Source organism: Streptococcus sp. k-378 (genome assembly GCF_013277505.1).
In the GTDB taxonomy this organism is placed as follows: Bacteria; Bacillota; Bacilli; order Lactobacillales; family Streptococcaceae; genus Streptococcus; species Streptococcus pseudopneumoniae.
The window spans coordinates 1-15,153 of record NZ_VMNC01000083.1; the positions used below are offsets into that span (position 1 = coordinate 1).

Below are 15,153 nucleotides of genomic sequence, written 5' to 3' on the forward strand. Positions count from 1 at the left end.
GCATAATATCCGGTGTTGAAAAACCTTGATATTATGCGCTCTATTATGGGAAAATTTACTTCATTTTCTCCTGAAATTGAGTTTTTACCCAGTCTCTCAAAGTCAATTTCAATCCACTAGAACAAGCCTAGTACAGTTCCATCGCTTTCAACATCCATGTTGAGAGCTGCTGGACGTTTTGGAAGACCTGGCATGGTCATCACATCGCCAGTTAGAGCAACGATGAAGCCTGCACCTAATTTTGGTACCAATTCACGAATGGTAATTTCAAAGTTTTCTGGTACTCCAAGGGCATTTGGATTGTCAGAGAAACTATACTGAGTTTTAGCCATACAGATTGGCAATTTGTCCCATCCGTTTTGAACGATTTGAGCGATTTGTGTTTGGGCTTTCTTCTCAAAATTTACTTTGCTACCACGGTAGATTTCAGTAACAATCTTTTCAATCTTTTCTTGAACAGAAAGGTCGTTGTCATACAAACGTTTATAGTTAGATGGGTTTTCAGCGATAGTCTTAACAACCGATTCAGCAAGCGCTACTCCACCTTCTGCACCATCAGCCCAGACACTTGCCAACTCAACTGGTACATCTATTGAGGCACAAAGTTCTTTCAAGGCTGCAATTTCAGCTTCTGTATCAGAGACAAATTCATTGATTGCTACAACTGCTGGAATACCGAACTTACGGATGTTCTCAACATGGCGTTTCAAGTTGGCAAAACCGGCACGAACTGCCTCAACATTTTCCTCTGTAAGAGCATCTTTAGCCACACCACCATTCATCTTAAGGGCACGAAGGGTTGCGACAATGACAACTGCATCTGGAGATGTTGGCAAGTTTGGTGTCTTAATATCAAGGAATTTCTCGGCACCAAGGTCTGCACCAAAACCAGCTTCAGTAACTGTGTAATCAGCCAAGTGAAGGGCTGTTGTAGTTGCCAAGACAGAGTTACATCCGTGAGCGATATTGGCAAATGGACCACCGTGTACAAAGGCAGGTGTTCCGTAAATTGTCTGAACCAAGTTCGGCTTAATCGCATCCTTCAAAATCAAAGCCAAGGCACCCTCAACCTTCAAATCGCCAACAGAAACTGGTGTACGGTCGTAACGATAACCGATAACAATATTGGACAAACGACGTTTCAAGTCCTCGATGTCCGTTGCCAAGCAAAGAATTGCCATGATTTCGGAAGCAACTGTAATGTCAAATCCATCCTCACGTGGAATACCGTTTAGAGGGCCACCAAGTCCAACAGTTACATGACGAAGGGCGCGATCATTCAAGTCCACAACGCGTTTCCAGAGGATACGACGTTGGTCAATTCCCAACTCATTCCCTTGATGTAAGTGGTTGTCAATCAAGGCAGAAAGAGCATTGTTGGCAGTCGTAATGGCATGCATGTCTCCAGTAAAGTGAAGGTTGATGTCTTCCATTGGTAGAACTTGAGCATAACCACCGCCAGCAGCACCCCCCTTGATCCCCATGACTGGACCAAGAGACGGTTCGCGGATAGCAATCATGGTTTTCTTGCCAATCTTGTTCAAGGCATCCGCAAGACCAATGGTAATAGTTGATTTTCCTTCACCTGCAGGTGTTGGATTGATGGCAGTAACCAAAATCAATTTCCCAACTGGATTGCTCTCAACTGCACGAATTTTATCAAAGCTAAGCTTAGCCTTGTACTTTCCATACAACTCCAAATCATCGTAAGAAATACCAAGTTTCTCTACAACATCAACGATTGGCTTCAACTCAATACTCTGTGCGATTTCAATATCTGTTTTCATTCAAAACTCCTCTAACCTCTTATATGATAATTCATTATATCACAAAACAAGATTTTTAACATCCTCAAACTCTCTAAACGTTCGTAAATATCCATTTTTTTAAGATTTTTAGAGCCCTTTCTTAAATTTTATATGGCTTTATAGTTTGAAACTATAGTAAATATTCGTTTCTACCAAAAATTTATCACTTTCATTTTACTTACCGTTTATTTTTGTGTACAATAGTGCTATGAAAATTTTAGTTACATCGGGCGGTACCAGTGAAGCTATCGATAGCGTCCGCTCTATCACTAACCATTCCACAGGACGCTTGGGCAAAATCATCACAGAAACCTTGCTTGCTGCAGGGCATGAAGTTTGTTTGATAACAACAAAACGAGCTTTGAAGCCAAAAGCCCATCCCAACCTAAGCATTCGAGAAATTACCAATACCAAGGACCTTCTACTAGAAATGCAAGAACGTGTCAAGGACTATCAGGTCTTGATTCACTCAATGGCTGTGTCCGATTACACTCCTGTTTATATGACAGGGCTTGAGGAAGTTCAGGCTAGCTCCAATCTAAAAGAATTTTTAAGCAAGCAGAATCATCAGGCCAAGATTTCTTCAACTGATGAGGTTCAGGTTTTGTTCCTTAAAAAGACACCCAAAATCATATCCCTAGTCAAGGAATGGAATCCTGCTATTCATCTGATTGGCTTTAAACTGCTGGTTGATGTTACCGAAGATTATCTGGTTGACATTGCTAGAAAAAGTCTTATCAAGAACCAAGCAGACTTGATTATCGCAAATGACCTGACTCAAATCTCAGCGAACCAGCATCGTGCAATCTTTGTTGAAAAAGATCAGCTTCAAACAGTCCATACTAAAGAAGAAATTGCAGAACTCCTCCTTGAAAAAATTCAAACCTATCATTCATAGAAAGGAAAGCTATGGCAAACATTCTCTTGGCTGTAACGGGCTCAATCGCCTCTTACAAGTCGGCAGATTTAGTCAGTTCTCTAAAAAAACAAGGTCATCAAGTCACTGTTTTAATGACTCAGGCTGCTACAGAGTTTATCCAACCTTTGACACTACAGGTACTCTCACAGAATCCTGTCCACTTGGATGTCATGAAGGAACCTTATCCTGACCAAGTAAATCATATCGAACTTGGAAAAAAGGCGGATTTATTTATCGTGGCCCCTGCAACTGCTAACACTATTGCAAAACTAGCCCACGGCTTTGCGGATAACATGGTAACCTGTACAGCTCTAGCCCTGCCCAGTCATATTCCCAAACTCATCGCACCAGCTATGAATACAAAAATGTATGACCATCCAGCAACTCAGGCTAATCTGAAAACATTAGAAGCCTACGGCTATCAGCTGATTGCTCCTAAGGAATCCCTACTAGCTTGTGGCGACCATGGACGAGGAGCTTTAGCCGACCTCACAATTATTTTAGAAAGAATAAAGGAAACTCTCGATGAAAAAACGCTCTAATATTGCACCCATTGCTATCTTCTTTGCAACCATGCTTGTGATACACTTTCTGAGCTCACTTATCTTTAACCTTTTTCCATTTCCAATCAAACCGACCATTGTTCATATTCCTGTCATTATTGCCAGCATTATCTACGGTCCACGAGTTGGGGTTACACTTGGATTTTTGATGGGGCTGCTTAGCTTAACGGTTAACACGATTACAATTCTACCGACAAGCTACCTCTTCTCCCCATTTGTACCAAACGGAAACATCTACTCAGCTATCATTGCCATCGTTCCACGTATTTTGATTGGTTTAACTCCGTATCTAGTTTATAAACTGATGAAAAATAAAACTGGTCTGATTCTAGCTGGTGCCCTTGGTTCACTTACCAACACAGTCTTTGTACTTGGTGGAATTTTCTATCTTTTTGGAAATGTTTTTGATGGTAATATCCAAAAACTCCTAGCAACCGTTATCTCAACAAACTCCATTGCCGAATTAGTTATTTCCGCAGTTCTAACCCTAGCCATTGTTCCAAGACTACAGACTTTGAAGAAATAATAAAAACATCTCCACTTTCAAGCTTGAAGGTGGAGATTTTGCTCTATACAGTTTCTTTTCAGTGAAATCTTTACTAACTTTTAACTAAAAAAACGACCTATAAACCTAAGTAAATCCTTGCTTTATTGTCTTTTTTATTGTACTATACTAGTGTATATACAGTTAAAAAGGAGATTCTTATGAACACACGGAAAAAGACACAATTTATGACCATGACTGCCCTTTTAACGGCTATTGCGATTTTGATTCCAATTGTTATGCCTTTTAAGATTGTCATTCCACCTGCTTCTTACACTTTGGGAAGCCACATCGCTATTTTTATCGCTATGTTCTTGTCGCCCTTGATGGCAGTTTTTGTCATCCTAGCCTCTAGTTTTGGATTTTTGATGGCTGGCTATCCCATGGTTATCGTTTTTCGAGCTTTTTCCCATATCTTTTTTGGGACTTTGGGGGCTCTTTACCTACAAAAATTCCCCGATACCCTAGATAAACCAAAAGCTTCCTGGATTTTCAACTTTGTGTTAGCGCTTGTCCATGCCCTTGCTGAAGTATTAGCCTGTGTCCTTTTTTACGCAACTTCGGGTACCAATGTAGAAAATATGTTCTATGTTCTCTTTGTGCTAGTTGGATTTGGCACAATTATCCATAGTATGGTAGACTATACATTAGCACTAGCTGTCTATAAAGTGCTTCGAAAACACCGTTAAAAGGAAGAACTATGACAAAAGATCGCAAACAAGCCCTGCTCCAACTCTTGAAAGAAGCTCCTAAAGCCCTCAACGGCCAAAGTTTGGCTGAACATTTTCATGTCACACGTCAGGTCATTGTACAGGACATTGCAATTTTGAGAGCCGATGGTGCTCCTATCCTATCAACTAATCGTGGCTACATTTATAAGCAAATTGATACCAATCCTTATGTCCACAAACTTTTCAAAGTTAAACATGAAGTTGAAGAAATCGGTCAAGAACTCCTTGCTATCGTAGATAATGGTGGACGGGTTCAAAATACCTTGATTGACCATCCTGTTTATGGAGAAATTGAAACCTTGCTGAAACTGTCTTGTCGCCGAGACGTGCAACATTTTCTAGAACAAGTCGAGCATTCTGACTTTAGACCTCTGTCTGAATTGACAGATGGCATCCATTACCACCTAGTCGAAGCCGAAACACAACAAGACCTCCACTATATCGAGGAGGCCTTGGATCAGCTCGGTTATTTAGTAAAAGACTAGAAAATTTTCTTGTCCCAGCCATCTTCAGTACGGTGGCCGTAGAAAAACTCTGACTTGTCAGGAGCTTCCATCATCTCCATCAAGGGTAACATATCATAGGCCAGATCCAAGTTTGGAATCTGGTCTTTTTGAATCCAAGAAACTTCTCCCTCTTCTGAAGAGCGAAGGGTACCAAAGAACTCAGTCGCCTTATAACAAACGACAATATAGCGCCCACCTGTATCTAGTGGCCAATTTTTAATACCGACAAGTTGAGGATTTTGGATAGTCAATCCTGTTTCTTCATAGATTTCACGAATGACTGACTCTGCAAAAGACTCGCCATTTTCTACATGACCTCCTGGAAAGGCATAACCAGACCAGCGATTGTTTTCAGGAGCGCGGTACTGCATCACCACGCGCTGGTTTTCTAGGTCTTCAATCAGACAAATGTTTGTTAAAATCGTTAATTGGGAACGGGACATAAATTTACTCGCTTTCTAATTTATTAAATTTTCAGACTTGGTACCATATTAGCTTTTACTTTTGAGAATTATTTAGAATAGAATACCATCCGTTTTTCCTTTATAGGCTTTCCAAGTTCAAGTATTTTTTCTTGGCCATCAAAAGTAAAACCCATTTTTTGATAGAAAGCAATAGCTCGCTTATTATCTTTCAATACCCATAAGAATATTTCAGAAAAATGATTAAGAGCAGTCAAAGCTGCTTTCACTAACTTTTGTGCGATACCTTTTCCATAATAGTCTTTTAAAACATATAAAGCAATAATTTCACCAGCTTGAATAGTCTCATCACGAAAATTGCCATAACTGATAAAACCAACTACCTTCATACCATCCATCGCAATCAATGTATTTTCTGGATATTTTTGACTAAAGAAGCGACACCTTTCTAATGTCATCGTCTCCTGAAATTCTGCAGGCAAAAGGTCGTCATAAGCTTCTCTCCACGTTTGCCAGTGAACAAGGGATTTACCTTCTATCTCTTCAGGAGTTTCCATTGATTTGATAATAACCGTCATTTCCTTTCTTTCCTAATCCAACGCCTTGACTTCCAGTATCATATCACGTATCTGAGCTGCTAGTTCAAAGTCAAGCACTTCAACTGCTTCTTGCATTTGTTTTTCGAGTTTCTTAACAAGTTCTTTGCGCTCTTGTTTGTTTAGGCTATTGATATCGATTTCCTTGTCCTCTTCCTTAGCAACTACCTTGGTCACGGCAATCAGGTCACGAATTTCTTTCTTGATGGTTTGTGGAACGATACCATGTTCTTCATTATAGGCCATCTGGATTTTCCGACGGCGGGCAGTTTCATCGATAGCACGTTGCATAGACTGGGTAACGGTGTCAGCATACATGATGACATGACCTTCACTGTTACGGGCGGCACGTCCAATGGTCTGGATGAGTCCACGTTCGTTGCGAAGGAAACCTTCTTTGTCAGCATCGAGAATAGCTACGAGGCTCACTTCAGGAACATCAATCCCTTCACGGAGCAAGTTGATTCCGACCAAGACATCAAAGACACCCAAGCGCAGGTCACGGATAATCTCTGTCCGCTCTAAAGTCTTGATATCCGAGTGCATGTACTTGACCTTAATGCCCATTTCTTTAAAGTAGTCGGTTAAATCCTCTGCCATTTTCTTAGTCAAGGTTGTGATAAAGGTTCGTTCGTTCTTTTCAACACGGGCATTGATTTCACCTAAGAGATCATCAATCTGTCCCATAGTCGGACGGACTTCCACCTCAGGATCCAAAAGCCCTGTCGGTCGAATGATTTGCTCAATCACCGTCTCAGTCTGTTCATTTTCATAGTCACCAGGTGTCGCTGATACGTAAACAATCTGATGCACATGGCTTTCAAACTCCTCACGACGGAGAGGACGATTGTCCAAGGCAGACGGTAAACGGAAACCATAATTTACTAGCATTTCCTTACGCGAACGGTCTCCATTGTACATGCCTTTTATTTGTCCCATAGTCATATGACTCTCGTCAATCATAATCAAAAAATCATCTGGGAAGAAGTCGAGAAGCGTATAAGGAGGCTCACCCTCACTCCGTCCATCCATGTGGCGTGAATAGTTTTCAACCCCATTTGTATAGCCCATCTCGCGCAGCATTTCAATATCGTACTCTGTCCGCTGTTTCAAGCGCTGGGCTTCAAGCAGTTTGCCTTGCTTTTCAAAGACAGCTAGTTGCTCTTCTAATTCTGCTTGAATCTTGGCAATAGCATCCTCCATATGATCGTCATTGGTCACAAAGTGAGTCGCAGGGAAAATCGCCAAATGATCCACTTCTCCCAATACCTGACCAGTCAGGGCCTCAACCTCACGAATACGGTCAATTTCGTCTCCAAAAAATTCTACTCGAAAAGCGTGTTCATCACGAGATGCTGGGAAAATCTCCACCACATCCCCACGCACACGAAATCTTCCCCGTTGGAAATCAATATCATTACGTTCAAACTGGATATCAACCAAATCATTCAAGAGTTTATCACGAGAAATTTCAAGACCTGGACGGAGACTAACGACACTATCTGCGTATTCCTTGGGCGAACCCAGACCATAGATACAAGAGACCGAGGCCACGACAATAACATCATTACGCTCCAAAAGGGCTGAAGTCGCTGAGTGGCGGAGCTTGTCAATCTCGTCATTGACAGAACTATCCTTCTCAATGTAGGTATCACTAGAAGGGACATAGGCCTCAGGTTGGTAATAATCATAGTAAGACACAAAGTACTCAACTGCATTTTCAGGGAAAAATTCCTTAAACTCCCCATAGAGCTGGCCTGCTAGCGTTTTATTGTGGGCAATAACCAGAGTTGGTTTATTGACTTTGGAAATGACCTGACTCATGGTATAGGTCTTCCCTGTTCCGGTCGCCCCCATCAGAATCTGAGCTTTTTCTCCACCCTCAATGTTATCAACCAACTGTTCGATAGCTTGTGGTTGATCTCCTGATGGTTGATATTTTGATACTAGTTTAAATTGATTATCTGTAATGCGGTTAATCATAAGAATCCTCTCTCCATGTGCTATTCCTATTTTAGCATACTTGTAGCATTTTCACGAAGAAAAGGACGGACCGAAGTCACATCCTTTCATTTTCTTTCTTTAATTGATAAGCGAGATAAAGAATCAGCAGAAACAAAATAATACTGGACACGATGGAACCCTCAATACCAAAAGACCCACCAGATAGCCAGTCTTGATTGCCTTGTGGAGTAAATTTCATGATTGATGTTCCTGAAGACTGACCACTAACTAATACTCCAAAGAGGTTTCCCTGTGCGAAATTCCAGGCTCCATGAATACCACCTATACCCCATATAGTATCTGTTTTAAGAAGATATAGAGACATGGCAACCCCAAATAAAAAGAGATCAATTGCAGATAAGAAGGTTATGCCTGAATTTCCTAAATGAAGTAAGGTAAAGAGACTACTAGATATGATAATAGCGACTTTAAGATTGGTTCTCTTAGCCAATTGTGGAATCAACCAAGCACGAGTAACCAATTCTTCTGCCGTTCCCTGTAAAATCCAAAAAGGTATTGTAAATAAAGTAAAAGCTAGCGAATAAGTATCCAAGTGAATGGAATCAAATTGATACTGCCCCAACACTACTAGTCCAGCCAAAGCAAGTATAAAGAGGGATAGACCAAGACCGTATCCTTTAAATAAGGCACTTAAAAAATTTTCTTTATAGAATCCCAAGGTTCGAATCGGTCTTTTCTCTACTTTTCTAGTCCATCTAAACACAGTTAAGATGATAAAACCAAAGGACAGTAATTCAAATATCAAATGGATGTCACTTGATTTATCAGATAAATTCTGAAATAACATTTGAAGGAAATCTGCAATTCTTTGACCACCCATACCAAGATTGCTAAATAGCCCGATCAATGCTAAAAAACTAAGGCCAAAAAATAGAGAAGATATGAACTCAGATATATAGACGAAAAATAAAGCTAACAAGGGGCTTGTGTAAATGTTTAAACTCATTTTAGAAGTTTCAAAGTCTTTTAAGATTCTTTTGTCTTTCATAACTTTATCCTCTTTTACTATATGATATACCTTTATTATAGCACTTCTGTTGTGTGATTCAAGACAAAACAAGAATTATGGATGTTATATTTTCTAACACAGAAATATAAAAATTTGCCTTTTTTTACTTTTTCTGATATAATGGGAAAATATTCGGAAAAGGAGACTAAAAATGAAGAAAAAATTTCTAGCATTTTTGCTAATTTTATTCCCAATTTTCTCATTAGGTATTGCAAAAGCTGAAACGATTAAGATTGTTTCTGATACCGCCTATGCACCTTTTGAGTTTAAAGATTCAGATCAAACTTATAAAGGAATTGATGTTGACATTATTAACAAAGTCGCAGAGATTAAAGGATGGAACATTCAGATGTCCTATCCTGGATTTGACGCAGCGGTCAATGCGGTTCAAGCTGGTCAAGCTGATGCTATCATGGCAGGGATGACAAAGACGAAAGAACGTGAAAAAGTTTTCACCATGTCTGATACTTACTATGATACAAAAGTTGTCATTGCAACTACTAAGTCACACAAGATTAGTAAATATGACCAATTAAAAGGAAAAACTGTTGGTGTTAAAAACGGAACAGCCGCTCAACGTTTCCTTGAAAGTATCAAGGATAAATACGGTTTTACTATTAAAACATTTGACACTGGTGATTTGATGAACAACAGCTTGACTGCTGGTGCCATCGATGCCATGATGGATGACAAACCTGTTATCGAGTATGCCATTAACCAAGGGCAAAACCTCCATATTGAAATGGATGGGGAAGCTGTAGGAAGTTTTGCTTTCGGTGTTAAAAAAGGAAGCAAATACGAACACCTGGTTACTGAATTTAACCAAGCCTTAGCTGAAATGAAAAAAGATGGTAGTCTTGATAAAATCATCAAGAAATGGACTGCTTCATCATCTTCAGCAGTGCCAACTACAACTACTCTTGCAGGCTTCAAAGCCATTCCTGTTAAAGCTAAATACATCATTGCCAGCGATTCTTCTTTTGCACCTTTTGTTTTCCAAAATTCAAGCAACCAATACACTGGTATTGATATGGAATTAATTAAGGCCATCGCTAAAGACCAAGGTTTTGAAATTGAAATCACCAACCCTGGTTTTGATGCCGCTATCAGTGCTGTTCAAGCTGGTCAAGCAGATGGTATCATTGCTGGTATGTCTGTCACAGATGCTCGTAAGGCGACTTTTGATTTCTCAGAATCCTACTACACTGCCAATACTATCCTTGGTGTCAAAGAATCAAGCACCATTGCTTCTTATGAGGATTTGAAAGGAAAGACAGTTGGTGTTAAAAACGGAACTGCTTCTCAAACCTTCCTAACAGAAAATCAAAGCAAATACGGCTACAAAATCAAAACCTTCGCTGATGGTTCTTCAATGTATGACAGTTTAAATACTGGGGCAATCGATGCCGTTATGGATGATGAGCCTGTTCTCAAATATTCTATCAGCCAAGGTCAAAAATTGAAAACACCAATCGCTGGAACTCCAATCGGTGAAACAGCCTTTGCTGTTAAAAAAGGAGCAAATCCAGAATTGATTGAGATGTTCAACAACGGACTTGCAAACCTTAAAGCAAACGGAGAATTCCAAAAGATTCTTGATAAATACCTAGCTAGCGAATCTTCAACTGCTTCAACAAGCACTGTTGATGAGACAACTATCTGGGGCTTGCTTCAAAACAACTACAAACAACTCCTTAGCGGGCTTGGTATCACTCTTGCTCTAGCTCTTATCTCATTTGCTATTGCCATTGTTATCGGGATTATCTTCGGTATGTTTAGCGTTAGCCCCTACAAATCTCTTCGTGTGATTTCTGAGATTTTCGTTGACGTTATCCGTGGTATTCCATTGATGATTCTTGCAGCCTTCATCTTCTGGGGTATTCCAAACTTCATCGAGTCTATCACAGGCCAACAAAGTCCAATTAACGACTTTGTAGCTGGTACTATTGCCCTATCCCTCAATGCGGCTGCTTATATCGCTGAAATCGTTCGTGGTGGTATTCAGGCCGTTCCAGTTGGCCAAATGGAAGCCAGCCGAAGCTTGGGTATCTCTTATGGAAAAACCATGCGTAAGATTATCTTGCCACAAGCAACTAAATTGATGTTGCCAAACTTTGTCAACCAATTCGTTATCGCTCTTAAAGATACAACCATCGTATCTGCTATCGGTTTGGTTGAACTCTTCCAAACTGGTAAGATTATCATTGCCCGTAACTACCAAAGTTTCAAGATGTATGCAATCCTTGCTATCTTCTATCTTGTAATTATCACGCTTTTGACTAAACTAGCGAAACGCTTAGAAAAGAGGATTCGTTAATGGCAAAATTAAAAATTGATGTAAATGATTTACACAAAAGCTACGGAAAAAATGAAGTTTTAAAAGGAATTACGACCAAGTTCTATGAAGGAGATGTTGTTTGTATCATCGGTCCTTCGGGTTCTGGTAAGTCAACTTTCCTTCGTAGCCTAAATCTTTTGGAAGAAGTTACTAGCGGTCACATCACTGTGAACGGTTATGACTTAACTGAAAAAACAACCAACGTTGACCACGTCCGTGAAAATATCGGAATGGTGTTCCAACACTTCAATCTCTTCCCACACATGTCTGTATTGGACAACATCACCTTTGCTCCTATTGAGCACAAGTTGATGACTAAGGAAGAAGCTGAAAAATTGGGAATGGAGTTGCTTGAAAAGGTTGGGCTAGCAGATAAGGCTAAGGCCTGTCCAGATAGCCTGTCAGGTGGTCAAAAACAACGTGTGGCCATCGCTCGTGGACTAGCAATGAATCCAGACATCATGCTCTTTGATGAACCAACTTCTGCCCTTGACCCTGAGATGGTCGGAGACGTACTAAACGTTATGAAGGAATTGGCTGAGCAAGGTATGACCATGATTATCGTAACCCATGAGATGGGATTTGCTCGTCAGGTTGCCAACCGAGTTATCTTTACTGCGGACGGTGAATTCCTTGAAGATGGGACACCTGATCAAATCTTTGACAACCCACAACACCCACGTCTGAAAGATTTCTTGGACAAGGTCTTAAACGTTTAAATGCAAACTGTAAGGATTTCCTTGCAGTTTTTTTCTATCTCGTATTGAAATTTTTGATTTTTCGGAAAATTATGTTAGAATTAAGTTTATGAAATGAGGTTTCCTCATACCTAGCAAAACTAGGAATAAAAATAGAAATTAGGTAGCTAGATGTCATCTAAGGTTATTGTTACAATTTTCGGTGCGAGTGGAGACCTGGCTAAACGCAAGCTCTACCCTTCCCTATTTAGACTATATAAATCCGGCAATCTTTCCAAACATTTTGCCGTCATTGGAACTGCCCGTCGTCCTTGGAGCAAGGAATATTTTGAATCTGTTGTAGTCGAATCTATCCTTGATTTGGCAGATAGTACCGAACAGGCTCAAGAGTTCGCTAGCCACTTCTACTATCAAAGTCATGATGTCAACGATACAGAACACTACATTGCTTTGCGTCAATTGCAGGCTGAACTAAATGACAAGTACCAAGCTGAACACAACAAGCTCTTCTTCTTATCTATGGCACCTCAGTTCTTTGGAACTATTGCCAAACACCTCAAGTCTGAAAATATCGTAGATGGTAAAGGTTTTGAACGCTTAATCGTTGAAAAACCATTTGGTACAGATTACGCAACTGCAAGCAAGTTGAATGACGAGCTCCTAGCAACATTTGACGAAGAACAAATTTTCCGTATTGACCATTATCTTGGGAAGGAAATGATCCAAAGTATCTTTGCAGTTCGCTTTGCAAACTTGATTTTTGAAAACGTTTGGAACAAGGACTTTATCGACAATGTTCAAATTACCTTTGCGGAGCGCTTAGGCGTAGAAGAACGTGGTGGCTATTATGATGAATCTGGTGCCCTCCGTGACATGGTACAAAACCACACTCTACAACTCCTTTCCCTTCTTGCCATGGACAAGCCAGCAAGCTTCACAAAAGATGAGATTCGTGCTGAAAAGATTAAGGTTTTTAAAAACCTCTATCATCCAACTGATGAAGAACTTAAAGAACACTTTATCCGTGGTCAATACCGCTCTGGTAAGATTGATGGCATGAAATACATCTCTTATCGTAGCGAGCCAAATGTAAATCCAGAATCTACAACTGAAACCTTTGCATCTGGTGCTTTCTTTGTAGACAGCGATCGATTCCGTGGTGTTCCTTTCTTCTTCCGTACTGGTAAACGTCTGACTGAAAAAGGAACTCATGTCAACATCGTCTTTAAACAAATGGACTCTATCTTTGGTGAGCCACTTGCTCCAAACATTTTGACCATCTATATCCAACCAACAGAAGGATTCTCTCTTAGCCTAAATGGGAAACAAGTAGGAGAAGAATTCAACTTGGCTCCTAACTCACTGGATTACCGTACAGATGCGACCGCAACTGGTGCTTCTCCAGAGCCATACGAGAAATTGATTTATGATGTCTTAAATAACAACTCAACTAACTTTAGCCACTGGGATGAAGTTGGTGCGTCATGGAAATTGATTGACCGTATCGAAGAGCTCTGGGCTGAAAATGGTGCCCCACTTCATGACTATAAAGCTGGAAGCATGGGACCTCAAGCCAGCTTTGACTTACTTGAAAAATTCGATGCCAAATGGACTTGGCAACCAGATATTGCCTATCGTCAAGATGGTCGTTTAGAATAAAAAAATTTCCTGCAAGTTTGTAGCTTGCAGGATTTTTGCTTCTGATTAGATTAAACCTTCCAAGAGACCTTTCATAAAGTTTTCTGAGTTAAACTCTCCAATATCATCGATTTTTTCACCAAAACCAATCAATTTTACAGGAATATTGAGTTCTTCTCGGATGGCTAGAACAACACCACCTCGAGCAGTTCCATCAATCTTAGTCAAGACAATTCCTGTCAAAGGGGTGATTTTTGAAAATTCTTTAGCCTGTACCAGGGCATTTTGACCAGTTGAAGCATCTAATGCTAAGAAGGTTTCATGCGGTGCTTCGGGCACAACACGTTTGATGATGCGTCCAATCTTCTCCAACTCAGCCATGAGGTTGTCCTTGTTTTGCAAACGACCAGCGGTATCAATCATGAGAATATCGATACCTTCAGCTACAGCACGTTCCATACCATCAAAGACCACACTGGCTGGGTCAGCTTTTTCAGGTCCAGTCACAACTGGAACGTCCACACGACGGCCCCATTCAGCTAGCTGGGCTACCGCTCCTGCACGGAATGTATCTGCCGCAACCAACATGACTTTCTTACCTGCTTGTTTGTAGCGGTGGGCTAGTTTCCCGATAGAAGTTGTTTTCCCAACACCATTCACACCAACAAAGAGCATGACTGTCAAGCCATCTTGGAAGTGGATGCTTTCATCGTAGCTACCATCCTTTTCATAAAGCTCAACCAATTTCTCAATGATGACACGGCGCAGTGCATCAGGTTTCTTGGCGTTTTCAAGCTTGGCTTCGTAGCGTAACTCATCTGTTAAGTTAGAAGCGACCTGTACACCAACGTCACTCATGATCAGCAGTTCTTCCAGTTCCTCGAAAAATTCTTCGTCAACAGAGCGGAAATTAGCAAAGAAGGCGTTCAAGCGAGCTCCGAAGCCTGTACGAGTTTTCTTAAGACTGCGGTCATATTTTTCCTGAACAGTTTCTTCTGCTTGAGGCGTTTCTGCTTCAAGAACTTCAGAATTATTTTCTTCTACAGTTTCTAGGAGCTCAGTATTCTCTTCCTCTGGGACTTCTTCTGAGTTTAGCAATTCTTCGACTTCTTCTTGAGAAACTTCTACAACTGGCTCTGAATTCTGACTCTCTTCAACTGTCTCTTGATTATCCTCTTCTTCGAGCAAAGATTCTTCAGAACTTTCAACCTCTGCTTCTTCTTGAGAAACTTCCTCAGCTTCTGTAAGAGAAGACTCAACATCTTCAGACAAATCAAGATTTTCCAGAGCTTCTTTTACAACTTCTTCGATTTTAGGTTCTTCTTTTTTTCCGAATAGACGGTCAAACAATCCCAT

The 15,153-nt window shown here is 40.5% G+C and carries 14 protein-coding genes; 8 read left to right on the forward strand and 6 right to left on the reverse strand.

Features of this window, described 5'->3' with window-relative positions; all coding sequences use genetic code 11:
* Positions 1-116: 116 nt before the first annotated feature.
* Complete coding sequence (locus HT719_RS08330) at positions 117-1,787, reverse strand: formate--tetrahydrofolate ligase (protein ID WP_172928865.1); 1,671 nt, start codon at positions 1,785-1,787, stop codon at positions 117-119.
* Positions 1,788-2,016: 229 nt separating this feature from the next.
* Here HT719_RS08330 and coaB point away from each other — a divergent pair, with 229 nt between their 5' ends.
* The 5 genes from coaB to HT719_RS08355 all read left to right on the forward strand — a co-directional run bounded on the left by coaB (position 2,017) and on the right by HT719_RS08355 (position 5,050).
* Positions 2,017-2,706, forward strand: a complete 690-nt coding sequence (coaB, locus tag HT719_RS08335) for a phosphopantothenate--cysteine ligase (RefSeq protein ID WP_172928867.1) — start codon at positions 2,017-2,019, stop codon at positions 2,704-2,706.
* Positions 2,707-2,717: 11 nt separating this feature from the next.
* Positions 2,718-3,269: a phosphopantothenoylcysteine decarboxylase gene (gene coaC, locus HT719_RS08340; RefSeq protein WP_001284126.1), complete on the forward strand. Its 552-nt coding sequence runs from the start codon at positions 2,718-2,720 to the stop codon at positions 3,267-3,269.
* Complete coding sequence (locus HT719_RS08345; protein WP_000747412.1) at positions 3,253-3,816, forward strand: ECF transporter S component; 564 nt, start codon at positions 3,253-3,255, stop codon at positions 3,814-3,816. The genes coaC and HT719_RS08345 overlap by 17 nt, the downstream gene beginning before the upstream one ends.
* A gap of 179 nt (positions 3,817-3,995) precedes the next feature.
* Positions 3,996-4,523, forward strand: a complete 528-nt coding sequence (locus HT719_RS08350) for an ECF transporter S component (protein ID WP_172928868.1) — start codon at positions 3,996-3,998, stop codon at positions 4,521-4,523.
* Between the two features lie 11 nt (positions 4,524-4,534).
* The gene (locus HT719_RS08355) at positions 4,535-5,050 is read left to right on the forward strand and encodes a transcription repressor NadR (protein WP_050104668.1); all 516 of its coding nucleotides are present in this window, start codon (positions 4,535-4,537) and stop codon (positions 5,048-5,050) included.
* Here the strand turns inward: HT719_RS08355 and HT719_RS08360 are convergent.
* From HT719_RS08360 to HT719_RS08375, 4 genes are all read right to left on the reverse strand, one after another.
* Positions 5,047-5,514, reverse strand: coding sequence for an 8-oxo-dGTP diphosphatase (locus HT719_RS08360; protein ID WP_172928870.1), 468 nt, complete (start codon positions 5,512-5,514; stop codon positions 5,047-5,049). The genes HT719_RS08355 and HT719_RS08360 overlap by 4 nt on opposite strands.
* A gap of 68 nt (positions 5,515-5,582) precedes the next feature.
* Entirely contained in the window at positions 5,583-6,071 is a 489-nt protein-coding gene (locus tag HT719_RS08365; protein WP_172928872.1) for a GNAT family N-acetyltransferase, read from the reverse strand.
* A gap of 12 nt (positions 6,072-6,083) precedes the next feature.
* Positions 6,084-8,072 (reverse strand): excinuclease ABC subunit UvrB, encoded by a 1,989-nt coding sequence (uvrB, locus tag HT719_RS08370; RefSeq protein WP_172928874.1) that lies wholly within the window; start codon positions 8,070-8,072, stop codon positions 6,084-6,086.
* A gap of 76 nt (positions 8,073-8,148) precedes the next feature.
* Positions 8,149-9,102, reverse strand: a complete 954-nt coding sequence (locus tag HT719_RS08375) for a type II CAAX endopeptidase family protein (RefSeq protein ID WP_172928876.1) — start codon at positions 9,100-9,102, stop codon at positions 8,149-8,151.
* A 172-nt stretch (positions 9,103-9,274) separates the two neighbouring features.
* On the opposite strand from HT719_RS08375, the gene HT719_RS08380 reads away from it, so the two are divergent.
* The 3 genes from HT719_RS08380 to zwf all read left to right on the forward strand — a co-directional run bounded on the left by HT719_RS08380 (position 9,275) and on the right by zwf (position 13,818).
* Positions 9,275-11,440 carry an ABC transporter substrate-binding protein/permease gene (locus HT719_RS08380; protein WP_054392839.1) on the forward strand — a complete coding sequence of 722 codons (2,166 nt, stop codon included), beginning with the start codon at positions 9,275-9,277 and terminating at the stop codon, positions 11,438-11,440.
* Entirely contained in the window at positions 11,440-12,180 is a 741-nt protein-coding gene (locus HT719_RS08385; RefSeq protein ID WP_001096329.1) for an amino acid ABC transporter ATP-binding protein, read from the forward strand. Before HT719_RS08380 ends, HT719_RS08385 begins: the two co-directional genes overlap by 1 nt.
* A 150-nt stretch (positions 12,181-12,330) precedes the next feature.
* Positions 12,331-13,818 (forward strand): glucose-6-phosphate dehydrogenase, encoded by a 1,488-nt coding sequence (gene zwf, locus HT719_RS08390; protein WP_172928878.1) that lies wholly within the window; start codon positions 12,331-12,333, stop codon positions 13,816-13,818.
* A gap of 45 nt (positions 13,819-13,863) precedes the next feature.
* Here zwf and ftsY read toward each other — a convergent pair whose 3' ends face one another.
* Entirely contained in the window at positions 13,864-15,153 is a 1,290-nt protein-coding gene (ftsY, locus tag HT719_RS08395) for a signal recognition particle-docking protein FtsY (protein ID WP_172928880.1), read from the reverse strand.